We start from the raw sequence: 22,712 nt of genomic DNA, 5'->3' as shown, positions 1-22,712 counted from the left end.
CGTGAAGGTTCCGTTCACCTGGAAGCCCACCGGCTGGTTCATGATCGGCTGGTCGGCCGAGTTCCCCACCGGCCAGGCGCGCCCGTTGCGGTACCTCGGCGAGGACCTCGTCGCCTACCGGGACGACGACGGCGAGCTGCACGTCCTGGCGGCGCACTGCCGGCACCTGGGCGCGCACCTCGGCCACGGCGGCAAGGTCAACGGCGACTGCATCGAGTGCCCGTTCCACGGCTGGGGCTGGGGGCCGGACGGCCGGAACCGCTACATCCCCTACCAGGACCGGCCCAACCGCGCCGCCCAGCTGCGGGTGTGGCCCGTGCGCGAGCAGTACGACTGCGTCTTCATCTGGCATGACCCGAACGGGCAGCCGCCCCGCTGGGAGATGCCCGACATCTTCACGATCTTCCCGCAGTTCGAGACCGACCCCGCCGCCTACTACCCGCCCTACCCGGCGCTGTCCCGCAAGGCCGAACGCGAGCCGGTGCACCCGCAGATCCCGGGCGAGAACGCGGCCGACAGCATGCACTTCCAGTACGTCCACCACGCCACCGTCACCCCCGTCCTGCTCAACTGGGAGCACGACGACAGCGGATGGCTGTTCGAGACCGGCTGGCCCGACAGGCGCAAGAGCGACCCGGACGCGATGGCGCTGCGCATCCACAGCTACCTGTTCGGACTCGGCGGCGCGATCAGCGCCTTCGCCGGCGCGGACAACTACCGCCTGATCTTCGCGACCACGCCGGTCGAGGACGGCTGCTCGGACATGTTCTACTCGATCTGGTGGCCGCGCCTGGCCGGCGACGAGTCCGACACCCCGCCGCCCGACGTCCTCGAACGCCTGGAGAAGGAGTTCCTCTCCACCCTCGACGACGACCTCGAGATCTGGCGCTACCAGGCCTACATCGAACATCCGACGATGGCCATCCAGGACGCCAAGCCCTACATGGCCTACCGCCGCTGGGCCACCCAGTTCTACGAGATCCCGCCCGGCGAGTAACCACCGTGGACGCCAGGCGTCGCGGGGGCGCGCGGGACGAGGGTGAGGGACGGGATCGCGCTGCTCGCTCCGCAGTGCAGCGCGGCGATGGTGACCTCGACGAGGTGGTCGACGTCGATGAAGTGCCCGGTGAAGTAGCCGAGCCGCTGCCACTCGGTGACCGCCCGGCTGATGTGCTCGGGGTCGTTGCCGACCAGCGAGCCGGTCGCGGAATCGCCCTCGCCGCCCAGGCAGTCCCCGATCGTGAGGCGGGTGAAGCCGATGGAGGGGTGCTCGACGCGCCAGGCCTCGACGAGCTTGTCGAGCGCCGCCTTGCTCGCCGCGTAGCCGCCGACGAACGGCCAGGGCGGGCCCCCCGACGCGCTGATCGACGACAGGTAGACGGCGGAACCGCCCGCGTCGGCCAGATGCGGCAGCGCGGCCGCCGTCACCAGCGCCGCGCCGGTGACGTTGGTCGCGAACAGCTTCCCCCAGGCGGCCGCGTCCATCTGCTCGAGCGGCATGATCGTGATGACGCCGGTGGAGTACACGAGGGCGTCGATGCCGCCGAGCGCCGCGGCCGCCTCGGCGACCGCGTCCCGGCACGACGTCTCGTCGGTGACGTCGCAGGCGATCGCGACCGCCCCGTCGCCGGCTTCCCGCGCCGCAGCCTCGAGACGGTCGCGCCGGCGGGCCAGCATGGCCACCTGCTTTCCCTGCCTCGCGAGGCCGAGCGCGATGCAGCGCCCCAGGCCGCTAGAGGCCCCGACCACGACGACGCGCTTCACGCGACGGCCTTGACGATGACCTTGACGATGGCCTTCGCCGGCCGCGTCATCGCGAGCCACCGCCCCTCGTCGATAAGACGGCCACCGGCCCGGCAGGTTCGGCCCGTTCTCCACGCCAGCCACAGAAGGTCATCGCCATGCCTCCAACCAGGAGTTATCGGGCCGTACCCGGCCCCATCTGCTGTTCTACCGCATCCGACCAGAGACATCTATATGTATCGACGGTCGGTGACGTCGGAGCCCAGCGCGCCCTCCCGGGATGGCCGCTAGCGCGCCGCGAGCATGGCGCGAGCGCTATAAATCTAGATATATTGCAGGCCGAGGGCAGAGTCCGCGGGTGGCCCGCGGGACGTCGGCGGCGGAGGTGTTTCGGATCATGACGAGTGTTGTCGACTCCGCGGCGGCGGGACGGCCGGATCTCGGTTTCCCGGTGTTCGACGCGGACAACCACCTGTACGAGACCGAGGACGCGCTGACGCGGCACCTGCCGGCGGCGCACCGGGACCTGTTCCGGTTCGTGGAGCTGAGCGGGCGCAAGAAACTGGTCGTGCGCAGCCTGCTGACCGAGTACATCCCGAACCCGACGTTCGAGGTGGTGGCGCGGCCGGGCGCGCACATGGCGTTCTACGCCAGCGACAACCCGGAGGGCAAGTCGCTGCGGGAGCTCACCGGCAAGCCGATGCGTTCCATCCCGGCGTTCCGCGAGCCGGCGGCGCGCCTGGAGCTGATGGATGAGCAGGGCATTCACGCCTGCCTGATGTTTCCGACGCTGGCCAGCCTCATCGAGGAGCGGCTGCGCGACGACCCGGACCTCACCGACGTCGCCATCCACGCGTTCAACGAGTGGCTGTACGACGAGTGGAAGTACGACTACGCCGGCCGGATCTTCACCGCCCCGGTGATCACCCCGACGACCGCCCAGGTGGGCATCCGCGAGCTGGAGACCGTCCTGGGCCGCGGGGCACGCGTCGTGCTCATGCGCCCGGCCCCGGTGACCGGATCACGGGGCCCGCGGTCGCCGTTCCTGGCGGAGTTCGACCCGTTCTGGGCCCGCGTCCAGGAGGCCGGCGTGGTCGTCGCGCTGCACGCCTCCGACAGCGGCTACCAGGACTACCTGAACACCTGGGAGGGCCGCGGCGGCGAGTTCGTCGCCTTCAAGCCCAAGACGTTCGCCTACGTCGCCGACGGCGGGCGCTCCATCCAGGACACCCTCGCCTCGGCGATCTGCCACGGCATGCTCGACCGGTTTCCCGACGTGCGCCTGATCAGCGTCGAGAACGGCGGCAGTTGGGTCGACGTACTGACGAGGAACCTCGCACTGACCTACAAGAAGATGCCGAAGGAGTTCCCGACCCACCCGCTGGAGCTGCTGCGCCGCAACGTGTGGATCAACCCGTTCTGGGAGGACTCCCTCGACGGCCTGATCGACCTGATGGGCAGCGACCGGGTCTGTTTCGGCTCCGACTTCCCGCACGCGGAGGGCCTCGCCGAGCCGCTGTCCTTCGCCACCCGGATCGCCGGCCGCCCGGCCGCCGACATCGAACGGATCATGTCGACGAACCTGGCCGAACTACTCGGCGTCCCACGCCCCACCCCGGCGGCCAGCCACGGCTGACCTCCGGTGCCCGGTCATCCGGCGGCACGCAGCAGCTCCTTGAGCGCGGGCATGTCGATCTTCCCGCTGGACATCGTCGGCACCTCGTCGTCGGCGAGCAGAACGACCCGGCGCGGAACCTTGTAGGCGGACAGGCGCTCGGCGAGCCCCCGGCGCAGCTCGTCGGCGTCGACGTGCCGTCCGGGCGGCACCCGGACCGCGGCCGCGACGATCTGCCCCCGCGCGGCGTCCTCGAGGCCGACGACGTGCGCCGTCAGCCCGGCGACCTCCCGGATCGCGGCCTCGACCTCGCTCGGCGACACGTTCGCGCCCCCGGTCTTGATCAGATCACCGCGCCGGCCCTGGAAGTAGAAGAAGCCGTCCGCGTCGACGGCGAAGAGGTCGCCGGAGTGGTACCAGCCGTCCGCGTCGAACACCTCGTGACGCTCACGCCCGTAGTAGCCCTCCATCAGGAACGGACCCCGCAGCCACAGCTCCCCCACCAGGCTCGGCCCCAGAACGGTCCCGTCCTCACCGACCACCCGCGCCTCCAGGCCCGGCGCCGGGCGGCCGAACGAGCCGCGCCGGTGCTCGGGCTGGTCGCCCTCGTCCTCGCTGACCAGGCACACGCTGCCCGCCTCGGTCATCCCGAGCATCTGGTGGCGCAGCCCGGGGTCGGCGGGCCGGACCTCCGCCGGCATGATCGAGTACAGGTTGCCGCGCCGGATCGACGACAGGTCGCGCCCGGGGAACGTCGGGTCGGCGGGCAGGCCCGCCACTGACTGGGCGTAGCCGTTGACCATCGTCGGGCGCTCGCGTTCGAGCACGTCGAGCACACCGGCCGCCGCCTGCGCGTTCGAGCACACGAGCCGGCCGCCGGCCACCAGCGTCCCGAGCAGCGCGTAGGCGAAGCCGCCGACCCAGAAGAACGGCGAGTTGGAGAACAGCACCTCGTCCGGGGTGTAGCGGCGGATCTCGTTCAGGTTCGCCTGGTGCCGGATCAGCGCCCCGTGTGTGTGGATCACACCCTTCGGAGCGCTGGTCGACCCCGACGTGTGCACGATCACGAGACGGTCGCTCGGGTGGACGGACTCCTCGGCCGCCGCGAGCAGCTCGTCACCCACCTCGGCACCTCGCCGCTCGAGCGCCGCGACGGACCRGGCCGCCCCGACGCCGCCGTCGGGGGCCTCGGGGGTCTCGGGGGCCTCAGGCTCGGGCCGGCCGGTACCGCCCGCGGCGAAGAAGACGTGCCGCAGTCTCGGCACGGACCCCACCAGCAGCGGCGGCCCGGCGCCCAGGCCGGGCTCGCCGAGGGCCGACCGCAGCGTGGCCGCGTAGTCGTGGGAGCGAAACGAGCGCGCCGCGAGCAGGATCCCGACGTCCGCGCCCCGCAGCAGCGTGCGCAGCTCCGCGCTCGTCGAGAACGTGCTCAGCGGAACGGTCACGGCGCCGATCCGCGCGGCGGCCAGCCACGCCACGAMGAACTCGCCGCCGTTCGGATGCAGCAGCCCGATGTGCGTCCCGTTGCCCGCCCCCAGCGCCAGCAGGCCGCGGGCGAGCGCGCGTGACCGCCGGTCGGCGTCCGCGTACGTCAGTGCCTCGTCGTCGCAGGAGAGCAGCACCCGCTCGCCGTGCTGGGAGCACCGCTCCCGCAGCAGCGCCGGGACGGTCAGCGGCAGGTCGTCACCAGCCTCGATCGTCGTGGCGATCATGACATCGACCTCCGCATTGCCGCGACGCCAGCCAGTAGGCCCCAATAACATCTAGATATATACGACGCGGCGGTGGTGGGGCATCCTTTGCCCACGTCGTCGACCGCCCACGCCGTCGACGAGGGCGAGTCAGTGACGGACGACCCTCTATCCGGCCTTCCTGAACGAGTGGATGGCGGCGACGGTGTCGCGGGCTGTGGTGGAGTGCTGGAAGCGTGCGTCAGCCAGCGCATGTGCGACCCGGGCAACGCTGGCTTGGATCTGATGTACGCGGCGTGTGGGCGGAACATCGAGGATCGGCGCGACGGCACTCGCCGCTGCGTCCAGGGAGTCGAGGCGTACGCACGCAAGTGCCAGGTCGGCGTGCGCGATTGCTTCGGAGTTGTACGAGCGCTCGTGGGGTGCGGCTGTCTGGAAYGCGTGGATGGCTTGGCGGGCCGCGCGTTCGGCGTCGGGAGCGCTGGGGAGCCATGCTGCCGTTCCGGCGACGATGCCGAGCTGTTCGGGTAGCGGGAGAGCGAGGATTCCGCCGATGTCGTCAAGGTCGTCCAGGGTCACGCTGTCGCGGAGATCGGCGGCCCTGGTGATGGCGTCGGTCGCGAGGTCAGCTCGTCCGGCAGCGGCCCAGGCACGTGCCTCTTGGACGGCTGGTAGGACTGACAGGGAGCCTCGGACAGAACGCGCTTCGTCGGTCGCCATCCGGGCGAGGCGGGCCGACTCGGTGTGGTGCCCTGTCCAGTAGGCGGTAGCGGCCTGCTCAGTGCGGGCAAAGATGCGTAGTCCGCTGTGGCCGGATCTTTCGGCGCAGAGGAGCGCGCTGCGCTGGTAGGACAACGCGGTGTCGGGCTGGCCTCGGTCGCGGGCGGTGTGGGCGAGYATCGCGCAGACGATGCCTGCGAGGAAATAGAGGTCCCGGCTCTTGGTTGGAGTGGTGGCGCCGTCGAGGAGCCGGAACGCTGCCTTACGGGCGATGACCAGATCATCCACCAGGAAGGTGAGCTGATCACCGTAGGCATGAGCGAGACGGCGCACGCCCGACCACAGGAGATCGATGACTTCGGAGGGCGCAGCATCGTCAGCACGCGACAGAGCGTGAAGCGCGTTGTCTGCGTCGTCGGGCATCGAAACTGTAGACGGTGAGAGGTCGGTGGACGGGTGCTGCCCGGATACCAGTGCGGAAAGTGCGGGCAGGGCAACGAACTCGCGTCGGTCCGTCGTCTTCTCCTCATGCAAAGCGTCGCTGACCGGGTCGATAGGGACGAACGCGCGCCTGTCCGTTGACCCGGCCTCCTCCTGCTCGTCCGAGGTCTGGGTAGAGGCTGCCAGATTGATCCCAAGCCTACGCGCGTGCCTCTCGCGATCCGCCCGCCCGCGCAACGCGATGAGGCGGTGATCCGCGCTGAGGGCATCGTCCAGCGCTCGGGCGAGGCCTTCGGATGGCACCTCCTGGCCGTTGGCGGCGCGGGAAATCTGCTGACGACTGTAGGTGATGCGGCGGCTGAGGCCGGTGTAACTCGTGGCGTGGTCGGCGACGAGCTGTTGCATGAGCGCGGAGAACTCGGCGAGTGCCCCGTCAGGCGGCGGGTGAGAGGCCACGTATCGTCCCCGGCCTTCTGATGTCTGGGCGGCGCACGCACTGGCCGGTGCGTGCGGGCCGCACTTGGGAGTTGCGCTCTGTGTCCGCGAGCTGTGCGGATTGTGTCATGGCTGTGGCGATTCGCGACAGGGCGACTCACCATCGACACTCCGCACAGCTGAGTCCTCACATGCGAGGTTCGCGGGCTGGCGGCGCCAGAGACAGGAGGGACCGCCATGACGGACAGTCCGAGCCAGCGTCAGATCACAGTGGAGACGCGGGAGCCGTTCACACCGACGTGGAATCGGATTCCGGGAATCGAGGTGGACGGAACGCGAGTGACCATCGACTCGGATGCCTACTTCTACCGCCGCAGCAAGAACCCGGTGTGGCTGCTCGTGGACTGGGACGTGGTGATCGCTCGTCTGCTGGGCTCGGCGGAGTCGGCGACGCAGGCTGTGGAACAGCAGGCGCTCGGGCTGGTGCTGGGGTACGGGCGGCGGACGTCGGACCCGGCGGAGGTACTGCGAACCGCGGAGCAGGTATACGGCTACCTGTTCGACCGTGAGCGGCTGTCTGACCCGGATCTGTCGGAGGTGACGGAGGCGGACCTTCGGATTCTGCGGGAGTCGGCGACGCTGGCGGCGCTGAACCGGGTGGAGCTGTCGGGGGAGATCACGGACATCGGGCCGTGCTGGTTCTTCCCTGCAACGGCGCGCGTCGTCTTCGACCTGGATGAGGCGGAGGGCGAGCGGATCGACGACCTGTACCACGGCGGGTTCTTCAACGAGTACCGGCGCCGTGATGCGGTCCGGGCGCATGCGGCGCTCGGGGGCAGGCTGGTGCATGCCTGCCAGTCGTCGCCGAACATGTCCGGCGGTGCGGTGCTGCCGTACGGCGCGGACCTGGAGCGGTTCCGGTCGGATCTTGCGGCGTTCAAGGCGGAGTGGATCGGTTCGATTCTGGCGCTGCCGGCGGGCGCGGCGGACTGACGGTCTCTGGGTCCGACCGGCGATGGTGGCGCACGGGTCGCATCGCCGGTCGGACTGGCGTGACGGGTACAGAGGACGGAAGGACGGACCGGTCTATGGACGAGTCGGGGTCGCTGCTGGCTGCGGTGCTGGCGGAGTTCGGCGCGGAGGGTCGGACGGTTCGGTCGCCCATCCGGGTGTGGGTGTTGTCCGGGGTGGAGCGGGTGAGCCTGCCGGGCGGCGGTCATACGATCTTCAAGTACGCGCGGGAGCCCTTCGCGGGTGAGTCCGACGTACTGGACTACCTCAACGCCCTAGGCATGCCGGTGCCGTACCTGTTGGCGAGCGTTCGCCGGGATGGCGAACTCGGGATGCTGATGGAAGATCTCGGCGACTCGGTCAGGGCCGCCACCGATGCCGATGGAGCCGCAGCAGCCGTGGTGACCCATGCGGCGCCTGCGCCGAGCTGGCTACCGGTGCTGGATGGCGCTGCGCTCGCCGCGCTGCCAGACCGCGCTCTGGAGAGCCTGACCGCGCTGCGATCACGGGACCGGTGGGTCGACACGACGGATCTCGACGTAATTCTCGGCGAACTGGGCGCGGTCGCGCAGGAGCGGGCGCGGGGGGCGGAGGTTCCGCCGTTCGGGCTGTGTCACTCGGAGTTTCATCCGACCAGCCTGCACATCGGGCCGGACGGCTGGCGGCTGCTGGACTGGGCGCGGGCGTTCATCGGTCCGGGTCTGCTGGATCTCGTGTCCTGGCAGGGGACGACCGGCCCGGCGGACCTCGACGCGCTGCGCACGTTCATGGACGACTACGTACGCGCCGGAGGAGCGGCCGAGGCGGCGATGCCGCGCGGCGGGTTGCCGGCCGAGGCGTGGGCGATGGGCTGGCACCGCCTGTGGATCATCGCCTGGTATCTCGAACAGGCAACAACATGGATCAACGACCCTTCACAGGACGACTTCGTGGCCGGGGTGATCCGGCGGCATCTGGCGGAGGCAGCGACCTGTTTCGGGCTGCGGATGCCCTCGCGGTCAACGTAGCGGCCTGGGAAACCCACGCCCGGGTCCGGATCGGGACGCGCGGACTCGGCGACAGACCCTCCAAGCACGCATTCCGCTGGACCCGGGACAGCACCACGGACCCGGGCGCAAGCCTTCTGGGTGACGTCCAGGGTCGTCGGGTCCTCGAACTCGGCTGCGGCACCGGTGACAACCTGGCGTACCTCGTCGAACGTGGCGCAGGTGGCGTCGGTATCGACCTGGCCGCAGGCCAGATCCGGCGGGCACGGGCACGCTGGCCGAAACCAGCCTTCCACTGCGTGGATGCGGCACGATATCTGTCCGGCTGCGCAGGGTTCGACGTCTGCTATTCGTGCTTCGGCGCTTTCAGCTTCTACCCGGCGGAATCTCTGCTGGACCTGGTGGGCGCGAAGCTCGCGCCGGGCGGGCTGCTGGCGGTCTCGGGAACCGTCGGCGACGGGACGGGGCCGCGCCGGGAAACCTTGGCGCTCGACGGCGGTATCACCGTGCCCGTGATCCGCTATGAGCACACGGCGCGGGAATGGCGATGCCTGCTGGCGGCTGCCGAGTTCCACAAGATCGACGTCACGATCGTCGATGAACCGCGCGGACCGGACACAGTCATTGCGACGGCCCGGCGCCTCGACCCATAGAGCCGAGAAAACTCCGACTCTCGTGCCGGTATCGGCACGGGCCGGCGGTAGGCATCCGGCGCTGGCAATACTTAAAATGCTACTCTGCGCGACCTATGCGCCATGAGTTGCCCCGGTTCCAGCTGGCCAGTTCGCAGAGAGGGCTGGACCCGACGGACACTCCGGCTGGACTTCGCCATATTTGGCACTGCGGTAGCGGTCCCAACGCTTCGCTGCATCGACGACATCAACGGTCCACGCGTCTGGGTGGTCGGCGGCGATTTCCGACCATAGCCGATGGTTTGCCCTGACGAATGTCGTGATCGCGCACGCGGGCGCCCTCGCCCAGGATGGCGTGTGCGCGGCGTAATTTTCGGCTTGATCAGGGGTGTGGCCGGCGGCGATGAGCCAGAGCGCCCAGAGGGCGGGGTCGATCCAGCCTGCGCCGCGCGTGGGCCATGCCCAATCGACGAAATAGGCGCGGTCGGCGATGAGGATGTTGTCGGGGTTGAAGTCGGTGTGCAGGAGGTGGTTGCCGGCGAAGTGGTCGAGGTCGGCGGGATCGTCCACGTAGTTGCGCCAGCGGTGTTCGGCGCGTTTGAGCGGCAGGCCAGGTGCGGGGATGGCCTGGAGCAGCCGCAGGCATTCCAGGACGATCGGGAGATCGGGGGAACCGGGAGCGTAGTCGGCCAGCCTGCCGGTGACGCACTCGAAGCCGAGCAGATCCCATCCGGCGGCGCTCAGCGTCCACAACAGGCGAGGTGCGACGGCGTGCACGTATGGGTTGATCGTCGCCTCAATCCGCTGGGTCCGCGCACGCGCGTGGTCGGTGCGCAACCCTTTGATGAAGACGCGGCTGCCTCTCTCGGCGTGAACGACGATCGCGAGCTGGGAGTTGAAGCCTGGGCCGACGGGTGTGACGTGCTGGACCGGGCCGCACTGGGCGGCGATCGCGTCCTTGAGCGCCTCGTCGAGGTTCGGCCATGCGACACGTTCGATCACCACGGCGTGACCCTACTGTCGAGTGCTCCGGAGGGGTGCCGGCGACACTGGCGGCACCCCTCCGGCTACGCCACGGCCAGGTGGTCCATGCGTCGAGCACGCCTCCAGCGGCGACCACCGCCGTTACAGTGGTCACGGTAAGGCTCGACGTCGAGTGGCAGGCACCGGAACGACCACGGATCGGCGAGCGCCTCGGCGGTGCCGCGGGCAGGCCGGTCATCTGCCGAGCGTAGGCGGAGGCCATGCGGTGAACAGAGCGACGACCATTGCGTCGGTACGCGGGGCCCTTCCGCCACACCGATATCCGCAGGCACGGCTCACCGAGTTGTTCGCCCAGCTCTGCCTGCCCGACTCGGCATCGCGCGCCGTGCTGAGCCGGCTGCACAGCAGCGCCCGGGTCGCCACCCGCCATCTGGCCCTGCCGATCGAGCGGTACGCCGAACTGGACGGGTTCACCGCGGCCAACGACGCGTTCCTGTCGGTGGCGGTGGACCTCGGTTGCGAGGCCGTGCTCGGCGCGCTCGCCGACGCCGGCCTCGAACCAGCCGACGTGGACCTGGTGATGTCGACGACCGTCACCGGGATCGCGGTGCCTTCCCTCGACGCGCACGTCGCCGCCAGGATCGGGCTGCGGCCCGACGTCAAGCGGATGCCGATGTTCGGTCTGGGGTGCCTGGCGGGCGCCGCGGGAGTGGCGCGGCTGCATGACTTCCTGCGCGGCTGGCCCACCTCCGTCGCGGTGCTGGTGTCGGTCGAGCTGTGCTCGCTGACCGTGCAGCGCCAGGACCCGACCATGGCCAACATGATCGCGTCAGGGCTGTTCGGCGACGGCGCCGCCGCGGTGGTGGCCCTCGGCGCGGACCATCCACGCGCGTCCGGCGGTCCACGGGTGGTCGACACGGTCAGCCACCTGTACCCGGACTCCGATCGCGCCATGGGCTGGGACATCGGCAGCACCGGCCTGAAGATCGTCCTCGGCGCGGAGGTGCCAGACCTGGTCCAGACGTACCTGGCCGATGACGTCAAGCAGCTCCTGTCGCGGCACGGGCTCGTGGTCGGCGACATCGCGCGCTGGATCTGTCACCCCGGCGGCCCGAAGGTCATCGAGGCCATCCAGCTGGTGCTGGGCCTCGACGAGGACGACCTGGCGATGACGTGGCGTTCGCTGAACCGGATCGGCAACCTGTCCTCGGCCTCGGTGCTGCACGTGTTCGCGGACACCCTCGACGAACGGCCGGCCAGTCCCGGCGACTGGGGCGTGCTGATGGCGATGGGCCCCGGGTTCTGCGCCGAGCTGGTGCTGCTGCGGTGGTGAGCGAGGTCTGGTACACGGTCCTGGTCGGGCTCGTCGCGCTCGAGCGGGTGGCGGAGCTCATCGTCGCCAAGCGCAATCTGGCGTGGAGCCTGTCGCGCGGCGGCCGCGAGACCGGGTTCTCGCACTACCCGTTCATGGTCGTGCTCCACACCGGCCTGTTGGCCGGCTGCCTGGTGGAGGTGTGGCTGCGCGGKGGTGACTTCCTGCCCGCGCTCGGCTGGCCGATGCTGGCGCTGGTGCTCGCCGCGCAGGCACTGCGGTGGTGGTGCATTCACACGCTCGGGCATCAGTGGAACACCCGCATCGTGGTCGTGCCGGGACTGCCCCGGGTCACCCAGGGCCCGTACCGGCTGTTCGCCCACCCGAACTACGTCGCGGTCGTCGTCGAGGGATTCGCCCTGCCCCTGGTGCACAGCGCGTGGATCACCGCCGCGGTCTTCACGGTGCTCAACGCCTGGCTGCTGACCATCCGGATCCGGGCCGAGGACGACGCGCTGCGGTCGGCCCATGCATGACGTCGTGGTCGCCGGCGGCGGACCGGCGGGGCTCGCGGTGGCGTTGGGCTGCGCGCGGGCGGGCCTGGACGTCGTGGTGTGCGAGAGGCGCCGCGGGGTCATCGACAAGGCGTGCGGGGAGGGGCTGATGCCTGGCGCGGTGCGCGCACTCGCCGCGCTCGGCGTCGACCCCCCGGGGCATGTGATCGGCGGCATCACCTACCGACAGGGCTCCACGGTCGCCCACGCCGCGTTCCGCGGCGGGTTGGGCCGCGGGGTCCGGCGCACCGCCCTGCACGACGCGCTGCGCGCCGCCGTCGACCAGCACGGCATCCCGGTGCTGCCGACTCCCGTCACCGAGATCGACCAGCGCACCGACCACGTACGGGCCGGTGCGCTGCGCGCCCGGTACCTCGTCGCCGCCGACGGCCTGCACTCCCCCATCCGCACCATGGTGGGGCTGACCGCGAACGGCCGGACGGGGACACCGCGGTGGGGGCTGCGCCGCCACTTCGCCATGCGGCCGTTCAGCGACTCGGTCGAGGTGACCTGGGCCCGGCATTCGGAGGCCTACGTCACCCCCGTCTCGACGGACACCATCGGCGTCGCGGTGCTCTCCTCGGTCCGGGGCGGCTTCGCCGACCAGCTCACCGCCTTCCCGGAACTGTCCGCCCGGTTGGCCGACGCGCGACCCGTCTCCGACGTCCGGGGCGCCGGGCCGTTGCGGCAGCGGGCCTCCGGCCGGGTAGCGGGCCGAGTGCTGCTGGTCGGCGACGCCGCCGGCTACATCGACGCGCTGACCGGCGAGGGCCTGGCGCTGGCGCTGGCCGCGGCGGCCGAACTCGTGCGATGCCTGCGCGCCGACCGGCCCGGCGACTACGAACGCGCGTGGGCCGCCACGTCGCGGCGGTCGAGGTGGCTGACCTCGGGTCTGCTGTGGACCCGAAGCCGCCCGGCACTGGCGCGGTGCATAGTGCCGGCCGCCGCGCGCGCCCCGAGACTGTTCACCTTCGCCGTGGACCAGCTCGCCCGCTGACGTCACACCAGGGGAATGGGCAGGGCGCGCTGGCCTGCGGCTACGCTGAGGACCGGCTCCGAGCTGCCACCGGGGGGCGGCGCCGGCTGGCTTTCCCAGCCGTGGCGCTGGACCTCGAGGGCGCACCCCCGGTGTCCGGCGTACCCGCTCGTGTTTCCCGGGAGTACATCGCACATGGCGTTTTCCTCGCCCGACGATCGCGCATCCGGGAACCTCGGGTCAGATCCGCGCCGCGGGTCCGACCCGCCAACGACACCCATCGTGCGTCGGACCGCCGCGACCGCAGCGACCGGCCGGCAGCTGGCGCCCTCCGCGTCGGACACGATCCTGGCCACCCGCGCCGAGGTGACGGAGGCGGTGGCGACCGACCCCGCGACGGGCGACCACTCCGGCCCGGCGACCGACCCGGCCAGCGGGGGGCGCCGCCCGGGTGGCGCCGGTGGATGGCGCGGTCTCGGAGCCCGACTCGCCGGGCTGCTCGACAGCCGTCCCCGCAAGATCGGGGCGGCGGTCGCCGTGCTGCTGGTCGTCGTGCTCCTGGCCGTGGTGCTCGTCAGTGGCGGCGGGAACGACGACCCTGCTGTCACCACCGCCGGCTCGGTGCCCGGCGCGTCGACGCAGCCCGGCGCGACCACGATCCCGAAGCCGACCGGCAAGTGGACCCTGGTGGTGGGCGACCGGCCCCTGGACGGCATGGCCGTGGCCGCCGGCGTCGAGGTGTCCCTCGTTGCCGGCACGGCCTCGTTGGACGGGATCGACCGGGTGCGGTTCTCGCTCGACGGCGACACCGTGCAGAGCGACCGGGACGCGCCGTTCACCGTGCGCCTGGACCAGCTCTCGGATGGTGATCATGTGCTGTCCGCCCGGGTGCGGTTGGACGACGACGCGGCCTCCGCGAGCGCCGAGCCCACCGGTGGCGCGGGCGGCGCGGGCGGCTCCGACAGCTCCAGCGGCTCTGGCGACCCCGACGTGATCGAGGCGAACTTCAGGGTCGGCGCGGGCAGCGGCGGGACGGTTCCCAGCCGGGCACCGACCGTCGCGGCCCCGCCGGCCGCGGTGGCCTCGGTCCCACCCGCGCCAAAACCGCTTCGCACCGTCAACGTGTCCACCAGCGGCGAGCTGACCGCCGCGCTGGCGGCCGCCAAGCCCGGCGACCTGATCCAGCTCGCCGACGGCGTCTACAAGGGAAACTTCGTCGGCGACCGGCCCGGCTCCGCCGCGGCCCCGGTCACGGTGCGCGGCTCGCGGGGCGCGGTCCTCGACGGCGGAAACGTCAAGAACGGCTACGTGTTCCACCTGGACGGCGCGAACTACTGGCGGCTCGAAGGGTTCTCCATCCGCAACGGGCAAAAGGGTCTGATGGTCGACCAGACCAACCACGCCGTGATTCATCAGCTGGCGGTCTCACAGATCGGCAACGAGGCAGTTCACCTACGTAACTTCTCCAGTGACAACCTCGTGGCGGGAGTCACCGTCAACGGCACCGGACGCGCCAACGAGGGCTTCGGCGAAGCGATCTACGTCGGCACCGCCGAATCGAACTGGAAGCAGATCACCGGCGGCCGTCCCGACAACTCCGACCGCAACCAGGTCATCGGCAACACCCTGAGCGGCTTCACCGCCGAGGGCGTCGACATCAAGGAAGGGACCACGGGCGGCGTCGTCGCCGGTAACAGCTTCGACGGGTCGGCGATCACCGGGGCCAACTACGCGGACTCGTGGATCGATCTGAAGGGCAACGGCTGGCGGATCGAGAAGAACTCCGGCGTGAACAGCCCGCTGGACGGAATCCAGACGCACGTCGTGGTCGACGGCTGGGGAACCGGAAACCTGATCACCGGCAACACCCTGGACGTTCGCGGGCCCGGTTACGGCGTCAACATCAACAAGCCCAACGACACCCACAACACTGTCTCGTGTTCCAACGTCGTCACGAACGCCAGCAGCGGTCCGTACAACGTGGCCTGCACCTGACCTAGCGGAAACGGACCTGTCGCGCGGGTCGACCACGGCCGCTCACGCCGCCCCGCGGGGCCGCCCTACAAGGCGGCGTTGCCCTCGACGGCGGCGAGTGCGTCGCGGGCGCCCTGGGTCGGCGCGACGTTGACGAGCGCCCGGTAGAGCCGGAGCAGGGCCTCCCGGTCGGTCGCGCCGGTACGTCGGCGGTCGGCGTGTACAGACTGGATCGCGGCCTCGATCTGGAACCGACCGACGGGTGACCCGAGCGCGTGGGCACGGCGCAGGTACGCCTCGCCCTCGCGGATGAGGGCCGGGTCCCAGCGCTCGGGATCCTGCTGCGCGAAGGGCACGAACACGCCGCCCGACCAGCGCGCGGGGGCCCTGGACGACGAGAGCGCGATGAGCGCCGCGAGCCCCCACGCCTCGGGCTCAGCCTTGAGCAGCGCCGCGACGGTGACGGCGAGGTAGAGCGACTCCGCCGCGAGCGACTCGTGCGGCGAGACCCGGGCGTCGGGAGAGCCGAGCGACTCCCAGTCGATCGTGTAGGCGCCGTAGATCGCCTCGAGGACGAAGCCGAGCCGTTCGGGCAGGTCCGCGCGGGTCGGCACGGCGAACGGTATGCCGGCGGCCCGGATGCGGCGCTTCGCCCGGACCAGGCGCTGCGCCATCGTCGCCGACGGCACCCGGAACGCGGCGGCGATGCTGGCCGCGTCGAAGCCGAGCACGGTGTGCAGCATGAGCGGGGTCCGCACATCCGGCGCGATCGCGGGGTGGGCGCAGGCGAACAGGAGCTCCAGTCGCTTGTCGGGAATCGCGTCCGGATCGACGGCGGCGAACGGGTCGGCCGCGACGGGCGCGACGGCCGCGCCGCTGTCGGCGTCGTCGGCCGAGGGAAGGGGCGTCGACATGCGGTGGGCGGCCGACTTCAACACGTCGCGCTGACGGTTGCGGGCCACGGTGAGCAGCCACCCTCCGGGGTTGTCGGGGATGCCGGAGGCCGGCCAGGTGCGTAGTGCCTGCTCGAAGGCGTCGGCGAGGGCGTCCTCGGCGAGCGCGATGTCACGTGTCGGCGCCGCGAGCAGGGCGAGCAGCCGACCGTACGAGGCGCGCGCCGCGCCCTCGGCGGCGGCGCGCACCTCGTCGGGGATGCTGCCGGGCAGGTCGGTCACCGCATCGACGTCCACGCGCCGTCCTGCCAGTGGGTCATGCCCGGCCGTACCTCGACAGGCCCCCATGCGACCGAGGGCGCCCGCTTCGCCCACTCCAGGGCCGCGTCCAGGTCGGCGACGTCGATCACGAACGTGCCGGCGAGCTGTTCCTTGGTGTCGGCGAACGGGCCGTCCTGAATGCGGAGCTCACCGTCGACGCTGCGCACTGTCGTGGTCGCCGACGAGTCACCGAGCACCTCGGCGGAGATCAGAAAGCCCGCCGCGTCGAGGTCGGCGGCGTACTTCTGGAAGGCGGCCTGACCGTCCTGAACAGCGGCCTCGTCGAGCTCGCCCGTCGCCATCATCTCCGGGTAGTGCAGCAAAATCGTGTAGCGCATGAGACGTCCTCTCGGATCGGTTCGACGCTGACACTGCAGTGACGAGTGAGGCAGGACCAAATCGACAGGTCACGAACGGAAGATGACCCGGTCGCCTACGCCCGGCGCTGAGCCTGACCTTCTGCGACGGACACCTGGGGTGTGGGGTCGGTGCCACTCTTGTCGGGATCCTTACTCACGGTCGGATTCCCGTGCCTGCCAGGTTTCGGGATGATGCGCAGGTGCTGAGCGTGCCGCAGGGCTGGTCGGACGTGACTCCGCAGTGGATGACGGCGGCTCTCGCCGGCTCGTGCCCCGGCGCCGCGGTCGTGGCGGTCGAGCTCGACGACCTGGTCGACGGGACGAACAGTCGAGCCCGGGTGCGGCTGCGCTACGCGTCGGGCAGCGGCCCGCGGCGGGTGTTCGTCAAGCGGGAGGGCCGGATGCTCAACCGGCTCGCGCTGACCGCTCTGGGCGCCCGGGAGGCCGAGGCCCGCCTGGCCTCCTGCGGGCCGGACCTGCCGCTGGAGCATCCTGCCTTCTACGCCGCCGCCGTCGACCGGCGCAGGCTGGCGGCGGTGACCGTGATGGAGGACGTGACGCTGCGCGGAGCGCGCGCCAATGTCGCCACCGTCCCCCTGGACGTCGACCAGGTGCGCGACGGCCTGCTCGGCCTGGCCAGGCTGCACGCGGCCTACTGGGAGGACCCGCTGCCGCGGCCGCTGGATTTCGTGCGTCCATGGCGGCTCGGGCGGGTCTGGGCGCCGATCTCCTGGGCGAGCCTGGCACGGGCGCTGCGGCGGCTGCGGGCGGGCGGGCACGGCCGGCTCATCCCCGCCGGCGTCGACGCAGGTGTCGTCGAGCGGGGATTCCGCGACTGGGCGGCGCTGGCGGCGGCGCACCCGCGGACGTTGCTGCACGGCGACCCGCACCTGGCCAACACCTACACGCTGCCCGGAGGCGTCACCGGCTTCTACGACTGGCAGCTGGTGCGGGCCGGCAACTGGTCGCACGACGTCGGCTACTTCCTGGTCTCCTGCCTGAGCACCGCCGACCGGCGTGACCACGAGCGTGATCTCCTCGGCGACTACGTGAACGAGCTCGGCGCCCGGGGGGCGCCCGGCCCGGGTCTCGACGAAGCCTGGGAGCTGTACCGCCAGACACCGGTGTTCGGGCTCGGCACCTGGCTGCACACGCTGTCCGGTGGCGGCTTCCAGCCGACCGACGCGTGCCTGGCGGTCATCGAACGTTTCGCCACCGCACTCGCCGACCACAGCGGCGCGGTCACACCACCGCGACGCCGGCCGCGCGCGACGCTCCCCCGGCCACGCACCCCTGGATCCTGTCGGCCTGTCGCGACGAGCCCGCCGACGTAGCCGCTGCCAGCCCCGCCGGGCGGGGCTGGCAGCGTGAGTTACGGGTCAGGGCGGCGAGGCCCGGGTGCTGTCGGTGGTCAGCTGGGGATGCGGGCCGGTTGGGCGAAGGCGATCAGCGCGGGGCGGTCGTCGCCGAGCACGAATCCCGCGCTGACGGCGGCGTCGGCGTTGGCCGCGTAGCGGCGTTCGTAGTCGGCGCGGGAGGGGTAGAGCTGGGCCAGCCGGGCGGTGGACAACGGTTTCGTGGATCCGAGCAGCAGGCAGATGGCGGAGAGGTTGGGTCCTGGGTCGCCGGACAGGACGTCGACCGGGACGTCGACCGGTGGGGTACGGATGCCGCCGGTCGCGATGCCGTCCGCGTTGCGTTTGACGCTGCGGAATAGCAGGAACTGGCTTATGTCGATGCGTGGCGCGGTCACCGGCGCCTGACCGGTCGTGAGCCAGGTAGTGAGCCCGTGCCAGGCAGCCTTGGCAACCAGGTGCAGCGGGCCGTTGTTGATCGGGGCGCCGCAGTCGATGCCCGCCGCCGTGGAGCCGAGCAGATGGGCGTCGGCGTGCGAGGTGCCGGCGACCTCCCAGAGGCGGAACCGGTCGCTGTCGGGCTGGCGCGCCTGCACCGAGTTGAGGATCCCGGTCAGGTCGGACTCGGTCTGGATGTCGAGCACCGGCGCGTTCTGGTCGGTGCGGAAGGTGGTCGACGCGCTGAACAGCGCCCCGGTCAGGTCGGCGCTCTGGCCGGGGCCGACCAGTGGCAGTCCCGCGGCCCCGCGGCTGTGCACGAAGAAGCCGTCGAAGGCCTGGGTCAGCGGCTGGACGCCGTTGTAGTACGTGGTCATCGCGAAGGCCGACTGGGACTCCCCCGCCGCGACCAGTCGCTGTGGGTGGAGGCCGTCGAGAGCCCCGCCGCCGCGCAGGCCACGAGCGACCTGGGTGAAGATGTCGAAGGCGAACCCGTCGCCCGGGTGGGCGAGAGTGCCGTAGCGGGCCGGATCGATCTTCTTGAGGCCCTGGCCGGCCAGATCCGAGCCCGCGCCGGGCACCGTGACCAGTACCTGGCCGCCCTCGACACCGATCCGCTGGGCTGAGACGCCGACCCAGATGTCACCACGTCGGGTGATCTCCTCGTACAGGTTCGCCCATTCGGGGTCGGCGTCGACGCCGCCGCTGACGTTGAGCCATTCGACGAGGACGTTGCCGCTGAACTTCGCCGGGTCCGCGGGGCGGCGTACCAGTACCCGGGTGTCGTACGGGGCGGTCCCGTTGGGCGCGAACGTCCAGCGGCCGTTCCCTGCGAGCGCGCCGACGGCACGGTACGAGGTGGCCGTGCCGACCGCGGCATACTCCTGCTGCACATACCCGGCCTGGTTCAGATCCACCGGGATCGCCGTCCCGATGAACGGACCGTTCCCGCCCGTCAAGGGATGCGACAGGTCAGCCGCCGGGCCGGGAACAGGCGTGACGGAAGCGGCGGCGCCCCCTGTCCCGCCGGCCGCCAGTGCCATGTCCGAGGCCCAGAAGGCCAGCAACGGCGTCAGCACCGCGACGAGCACCGCGAGCAGCGCCCGCGACACCGACCGACGTGGCCGGCCGGGTAAGAGAGCTCTCAGAGAAGTACGGATCCGCGGATGCGTGAATGCCATGTTGTTCGTTTCTCCGATCGACAGTTGTGCGCGCGGCATACTTCGAGGGAGGAGTGCCGGCACGCCGGGAATAAGACCAGGCCCCGGACGGATCAATGCTGTTCCAGAAATGGTCGCGGGCCGGCTCCCAGGATGGCCGAGCGCGCAACAACGACGCCTCGAACGCGCATCCTGGAAGGGATTTACCGACCGGTAACCTGGATGACATCCACATCATGGAAGCCCGGAACATGAAGTGTCAAGCGAATGAAGAACCTGCTTTTAATGTGGGCTTCGGGAGCTTTCCTGGTCCCGGTTTACCCGCGGTTTGCGTGAGATCGAGCCGGCAGGGCGTGGTGGGGCTGGCCGCGGCCGGGACCGTCGCCGGGCTGGCGGGGGCCGAGTCCGGCGGTGCCGGCCCGGCCCGCGCCGGCCTCCCAGCGTGGCCAGGCTGATGAGCGCGCCCAGCGCGACGAGTCCGGCCGAGACCCTCAGCCCGCGGGAGTAGCCGGCGACGAAACCGTCGACCACGCTGCCGCCGCCGTCGACGACCGCCCGCTGACGGGCCAGCAGGATCGCCCCGGTCACCGACACTCCCAGCACCCCGGAGACCTCCCGGGCCGTGCTGAGGACGGCCGACGCCATCCCCGCTCCGGCCGGGTCGACGGCGCCGAGCATGACCGACGTCAGCGGGGTCGTCAGGGCCGAGCCGGAACCGATGACCAGCAGCCCCGGCAGCAGGTCGAGATAGGAGGCGCCCGGTTCCACGCGCGCGGTCAGGTAGAGGCCGGCGGCGACCATCCCCAGGCCGGCCGCGACGGTGATCCGCGCGCCCCACGAGGCGACCAGGCGTTCGGCCACCGGCACGCACACGACCAGCGCGACGGCCAGCGGCACGAACGCGAGCCCGGCGGTGACCGGGCTGAAACCGAGGATGTGCTGCAGGTACAGGGATGTGAACAGGAAGACGCCGTTCACCCCGAGGCCCCAGAGCATCTGCGACGCCGTGCCGCCGGAGAAGGCCGGTGAACGGAACAGGCCCACGTCGAGCATTGGGTCGGTCGCCGCGGTCTCGACCGCGACAAACGCCCAGCCGGCCAGCGCCGCCACGACGAAGGCGGTGACGATGGGCGGCGAGCTGAACCCTCGGCTGGTGCTCTCGACGAGCGCCCAGGTGAGCGCGAGCAGCGCGATCCCGGAGGTCGCGAGCCCGGCGAGGTCGAGGCCCGCCCGCCGCCCGGCACGCCGGCGACCAGGCGGCACCGCCCAGAGGGCGAGCCCCGTCGTCACCGCGCAGACCGGGATGTTGACGAAGAAGATCCAGCTCCAGTGGGCGTACTGGCTGATCGCGCCGCCGACCGCCGGCCCGAGCGCGAGGGCGGCCGCGATCGCCGCCGTCAGCACACCCGCGCCGACGTCGCGGTCACGACCGTCCAGGTCCACGGCCAGGATCGCCAGCGTCGCCGGGAGCGCGCATGCCCCGCCCGCGCCCTGCGCCGCCCGGGCGGCGATCAGTCCGGCGCCGGAGGAGGCCAGGCCGCACAGCACCGACCCGACGGCGAACACGACCAGGCCGAGCACCAGGACGCGGCGCCGTCCGAACAGGTCGGCCAGCCGGCCGCCGGCCAGCAGCAGGCTGGAGAAGGCCAGGATGTAGCTGGTCGCGACCCATTCCAGGCCGGTCGTCGACAGGGACAGGTCGCGCTCGATCGACGGCAGGGCCACGTTCACGACGGTGTTGTCGAGCGCCGTGACGAACGCGACCAGGGCGACCGTGAGCAGCAGCCCGGTCCGTCGAGCCGCCCGAGCCCTCCCCGGGCTGCCCGGGCGGCCCGGACCGCCGGTCAGGTCGCCGGAAGCCCCAGCCCGGCCGCCAGCACCGGCCACGACCGGGCGAGTTCGCGATTCCAGTACGGCCATGAATGGGTGCCCGCTCCATAGAAGTCGACGGTCGGCCTCAGCCCGCTCAGCCGGGCCAGGTTCACGAACGTGGTGCTGTTGGCCAGCGTGATCGCGTCCAGGAGATCGCTTTCCCGGCCCGGGGGGTCCAGCGGACCGGGGCTGCCGTTGCCCGCCGAGACGAACAGGCCGACGTTCGTGAGCCTCCAGAGCTGGGCAGCCGGGTTGGTGTAGAGCCACTGCAGCGCCAGCAGCGCCGGGTCACCCCACATCGCCAGCGGGTTGCGGCCCTCCCGGGCGAGGATCCCCAGGATCTCGGTGCTCACCACCGGCGTCTGGGTGTTCAGAAGTCCGCTGTAGGAGGCCGCCGCGGCGAACCGTCCGGGGTGCAGGGCGGCCAGCGCCAGCGCGGCGTAACCGCCGATCGACGCGCCGGCTATCGCGGCGCGCCCGGACGCCCGGTATCCGGCGCGCAGGATCTGCGGCAGCTCGGTGGCGATGAAGGTGTCGTAGTTCCATCCCTTGTGCGGCGCGCCGAAGTTCCACCAGTTGGTCCCGAACCCGGCAGATCCGTCGCTGGGCATGACGACAAGGACATTCTTGTCGGCGGTGAGGGTCTCGACGTCGGTGTAAAGAGACCAGGACTGGTAGTCGGCCTTCTCGCAGCAGCCGTGGATCAGGTACAGCGCCGGGAACTGGGCGCCCGGACTGGACGCCCAGGCCGCCGGAAGCATCAGCCGGACGGGGGCCGCGCCGCCGAGGGCCGGCGAGCTGACCATGAGGTCGATCGTGCGGGCGTCGACGCGAGTCTCGTAGAGAACCCGAGCGCCGTCGTCGGCCGTCGCCGTGGCGAGGCCGACGACGGGCACGGTCCCGGGGTTGGGTACGCCGAGCGTGGCGGTGTCCGGCACCGTCCCGATCTTGGGGTTGTCACCGCCGTTCGCGCTCTGGTTGACCTGGGTCACCGGGGCGACCGGCGTCCCGGGAGCCGGGGACGCGGCCGGGGCCGGGGACGACCCGGCGGCCGGCGGCGTGCCGGCGAAGCCGGCGGGCACCGCGACCACCGCGACCACCGCGGCTGCCGTGGCGAGCCGCCGCCGTGTCCGTAACCGTGCGGGCATTCCTGTCTCTCCGTCCATGCAGCCGTTCCGGGAGCCGCGGCGCCAGCCGCCGACGGACCGGCGCGGGGAGGTTTTCGGGCCCTGGCCGTCGT

Annotated in this window: 19 protein-coding genes; 10 read left to right on the top strand and 9 right to left on the bottom strand. The window is 71.3% G+C overall.

Features of this window, described 5'->3' with window-relative positions; all coding sequences use genetic code 11:
• The first annotated feature begins 1 nt into the window (after window position 1).
• A complete protein-coding gene (locus tag BCD49_RS28320) occupies window positions 2-997 on the top strand; it encodes a Rieske 2Fe-2S domain-containing protein (protein ID WP_007513189.1) in 996 nt (331 codons plus the stop codon).
• Here BCD49_RS28320 and BCD49_RS28315 read toward each other — a convergent pair.
• Window positions 973-1,764 (bottom strand): SDR family oxidoreductase, encoded by a 792-nt coding sequence (locus tag BCD49_RS28315; protein ID WP_007513191.1) that lies wholly within the window; start codon window positions 1,762-1,764, stop codon window positions 973-975. The two genes, BCD49_RS28320 and BCD49_RS28315, sit on opposite strands and share 25 nt — an antisense overlap.
• A 376-nt stretch (window positions 1,765-2,140) precedes the next feature.
• Here BCD49_RS28315 and BCD49_RS28310 point away from each other — a divergent pair, with 376 nt between their 5' ends.
• Entirely contained in the window at window positions 2,141-3,379 is a 1,239-nt protein-coding gene (locus BCD49_RS28310; protein ID WP_007513193.1) for an amidohydrolase family protein, read from the top strand.
• Window positions 3,380-3,393: 14 nt separating this feature from the next.
• Here the strand turns inward: BCD49_RS28310 and BCD49_RS28305 are convergent, their stop codons facing one another.
• Both BCD49_RS28305 and BCD49_RS28300 read right to left on the bottom strand, forming a co-directional pair.
• Entirely contained in the window at window positions 3,394-5,070 is a 1,677-nt protein-coding gene (locus tag BCD49_RS28305) for a class I adenylate-forming enzyme family protein (protein ID WP_071042095.1), read from the bottom strand.
• Between the two features lie 147 nt (window positions 5,071-5,217).
• Window positions 5,218-6,615 (bottom strand): hypothetical protein, encoded by a 1,398-nt coding sequence (locus BCD49_RS28300; RefSeq protein ID WP_131803582.1) that lies wholly within the window; start codon window positions 6,613-6,615, stop codon window positions 5,218-5,220.
• A gap of 267 nt (window positions 6,616-6,882) precedes the next feature.
• Here BCD49_RS28300 and BCD49_RS28295 point away from each other — a divergent pair, with 267 nt between their 5' ends.
• The 3 genes from BCD49_RS28295 to BCD49_RS41170 all read left to right on the top strand — a co-directional run bounded on the left by BCD49_RS28295 (window position 6,883) and on the right by BCD49_RS41170 (window position 9,295).
• Window positions 6,883-7,638 carry a hypothetical protein gene (locus BCD49_RS28295; protein WP_007513199.1) on the top strand — a complete coding sequence of 252 codons (756 nt, stop codon included), beginning with the start codon at window positions 6,883-6,885 and terminating at the stop codon, window positions 7,636-7,638.
• Between the two features lie 95 nt (window positions 7,639-7,733).
• Entirely contained in the window at window positions 7,734-8,663 is a 930-nt protein-coding gene (locus BCD49_RS28290; RefSeq protein WP_007513201.1) for a phosphotransferase, read from the top strand.
• On the top strand, window positions 8,555-9,295 hold the full coding sequence (locus tag BCD49_RS41170; RefSeq protein ID WP_083401745.1) for a class I SAM-dependent methyltransferase: 741 nt from the start codon (window positions 8,555-8,557) through the stop codon (window positions 9,293-9,295). The genes BCD49_RS28290 and BCD49_RS41170 overlap by 109 nt, the downstream gene beginning before the upstream one ends.
• Window positions 9,296-9,388: 93 nt before the next feature.
• On the opposite strand, the gene BCD49_RS28280 is transcribed toward BCD49_RS41170, so the two are convergent.
• Window positions 9,389-10,279 carry a hypothetical protein gene (locus BCD49_RS28280; RefSeq protein ID WP_007513205.1) on the bottom strand — a complete coding sequence of 297 codons (891 nt, stop codon included), beginning with the start codon at window positions 10,277-10,279 and terminating at the stop codon, window positions 9,389-9,391.
• A gap of 244 nt (window positions 10,280-10,523) precedes the next feature.
• Here BCD49_RS28280 and BCD49_RS28275 point away from each other — a divergent pair, with 244 nt between their 5' ends.
• The 4 genes from BCD49_RS28275 to BCD49_RS28260 all read left to right on the top strand — a co-directional run bounded on the left by BCD49_RS28275 (window position 10,524) and on the right by BCD49_RS28260 (window position 15,095).
• Window positions 10,524-11,591 (top strand): type III polyketide synthase, encoded by a 1,068-nt coding sequence (locus BCD49_RS28275; RefSeq protein WP_007513207.1) that lies wholly within the window; start codon window positions 10,524-10,526, stop codon window positions 11,589-11,591.
• Window positions 11,588-12,106 carry an isoprenylcysteine carboxyl methyltransferase family protein gene (locus BCD49_RS28270; protein ID WP_007513209.1) on the top strand — a complete coding sequence of 173 codons (519 nt, stop codon included), beginning with the start codon at window positions 11,588-11,590 and terminating at the stop codon, window positions 12,104-12,106. Before BCD49_RS28275 ends, BCD49_RS28270 begins: the two co-directional genes overlap by 4 nt.
• Window positions 12,099-13,121, top strand: a complete 1,023-nt coding sequence (locus BCD49_RS28265; RefSeq protein WP_007513210.1) for an FAD-dependent oxidoreductase — start codon at window positions 12,099-12,101, stop codon at window positions 13,119-13,121. The genes BCD49_RS28270 and BCD49_RS28265 overlap by 8 nt, the downstream gene beginning before the upstream one ends.
• Window positions 13,122-13,382: 261 nt before the next feature.
• A complete protein-coding gene (locus BCD49_RS28260; protein WP_051466353.1) occupies window positions 13,383-15,095 on the top strand; it encodes an Ig-like domain-containing protein in 1,713 nt (570 codons plus the stop codon).
• Window positions 15,096-15,160: 65 nt separating this feature from the next.
• On the opposite strand, the gene BCD49_RS28255 is transcribed toward BCD49_RS28260, so the two are convergent.
• Window positions 15,161-16,264 carry an RNA polymerase sigma factor gene (locus BCD49_RS28255; protein WP_007513214.1) on the bottom strand — a complete coding sequence of 368 codons (1,104 nt, stop codon included), beginning with the start codon at window positions 16,262-16,264 and terminating at the stop codon, window positions 15,161-15,163.
• Entirely contained in the window at window positions 16,246-16,626 is a 381-nt protein-coding gene (locus BCD49_RS28250) for a YciI family protein (protein ID WP_007513216.1), read from the bottom strand. Before BCD49_RS28250 ends, BCD49_RS28255 begins: the two co-directional genes overlap by 19 nt.
• Window positions 16,627-16,847: 221 nt before the next feature.
• Here BCD49_RS28250 and BCD49_RS28245 point away from each other — a divergent pair, with 221 nt between their 5' ends.
• Window positions 16,848-17,981 carry a phosphotransferase gene (locus BCD49_RS28245; protein WP_007513217.1) on the top strand — a complete coding sequence of 378 codons (1,134 nt, stop codon included), beginning with the start codon at window positions 16,848-16,850 and terminating at the stop codon, window positions 17,979-17,981.
• Between the two features lie 77 nt (window positions 17,982-18,058).
• On the opposite strand, the gene BCD49_RS28240 is transcribed toward BCD49_RS28245, so the two are convergent.
• From BCD49_RS28240 to BCD49_RS28230, 3 genes are all read right to left on the bottom strand, one after another.
• Window positions 18,059-19,621: an alpha/beta hydrolase domain-containing protein gene (locus tag BCD49_RS28240; RefSeq protein WP_007513219.1), complete on the bottom strand. Its 1,563-nt coding sequence runs from the start codon at window positions 19,619-19,621 to the stop codon at window positions 18,059-18,061.
• Window positions 19,622-19,882: 261 nt separating this feature from the next.
• A complete protein-coding gene (locus BCD49_RS28235; RefSeq protein ID WP_232794120.1) occupies window positions 19,883-21,520 on the bottom strand; it encodes an MFS transporter in 1,638 nt (545 codons plus the stop codon).
• Window positions 21,445-22,620 carry an alpha/beta hydrolase gene (locus tag BCD49_RS28230; RefSeq protein WP_007513222.1) on the bottom strand — a complete coding sequence of 392 codons (1,176 nt, stop codon included), beginning with the start codon at window positions 22,618-22,620 and terminating at the stop codon, window positions 21,445-21,447. Before BCD49_RS28230 ends, BCD49_RS28235 begins: the two co-directional genes overlap by 76 nt.
• Between the last annotated feature and the right edge of the window lie 92 nt (window positions 22,621-22,712).

Origin of the sequence: Pseudofrankia sp. EUN1h (assembly GCF_001854645.1) — a bacterium.
Taxonomy (GTDB): domain Bacteria; phylum Actinomycetota; class Actinomycetes; order Frankiales; family Frankiaceae; genus Pseudofrankia; species Pseudofrankia saprophytica.
This window is presented reverse-complemented; position numbering and strand designations above follow the sequence as displayed.